Genomic DNA, 514 nt, shown 5'->3' with positions numbered 1-514 from the left:
CTGCGCGTCGGACTCAGCCGGCGCCAGGTCAGGCTGGCCAGCAGCTGCGGCCCGAGCAGCCGCGGCAGGGCGCGCAGGGCCTGCTTCAGCGTCGGCACGTTGCCGAACAGCGCCTGCGACAGGATGTACAACGGCAGCCGCTCGTACGCCGGCTTGAGCCACCAGAACAGGAAGATCGCCCAGCCCGGGTACTGCCAGAGCAGCGCGCAGAGCAGGGCGAACAGCGGCAGGGTGAGCAGCGCCCAGCTGGCCATCAGCAGGCCGGCGTGGCGGCGGGCGAGCAGCACGCCGAGGTCGATGGCTTCCCAGGCGGTGCGCGGGCGGATGGCGACGCTGGCTTCAGTCAGGCGCATGCTGCCTCCGTCCGGCCAGCAGCAGGTAGCCCAGCACCAGCGCCCACAGCCCGGCGCCAACCGTGTACTTGATGGTCGGGCTGGCGAAGGTGGTGGACGACCAGAAGGCCTCGATAAAGGCCGCCAGCAGGAGGAACAGGATCACCCCGGCGACCAGCTGC

2 pseudogenes are annotated in these 514 nt (G+C 71.0%); both read right to left on the bottom strand.

Annotation, left to right across the window (positions count from 1 at the left end):
- Positions 1-353: pseudogene (locus tag N878_RS26265) on the bottom strand (DUF4129 domain-containing protein); the annotation flags it as partial.
- Positions 340-514 (bottom strand): annotated as a pseudogene (locus N878_RS29810) (stage II sporulation protein M); the annotation flags it as partial. The pseudogenes N878_RS29810 and N878_RS26265, both read right to left, overlap by 14 nt.

Origin of the sequence: Pseudomonas sp. EGD-AK9, from assembly GCF_000465935.2 — a bacterium.
GTDB lineage: Bacteria > Pseudomonadota > Gammaproteobacteria > Pseudomonadales > Pseudomonadaceae > Aquipseudomonas.
This window is presented reverse-complemented; position numbering and strand designations above follow the sequence as displayed.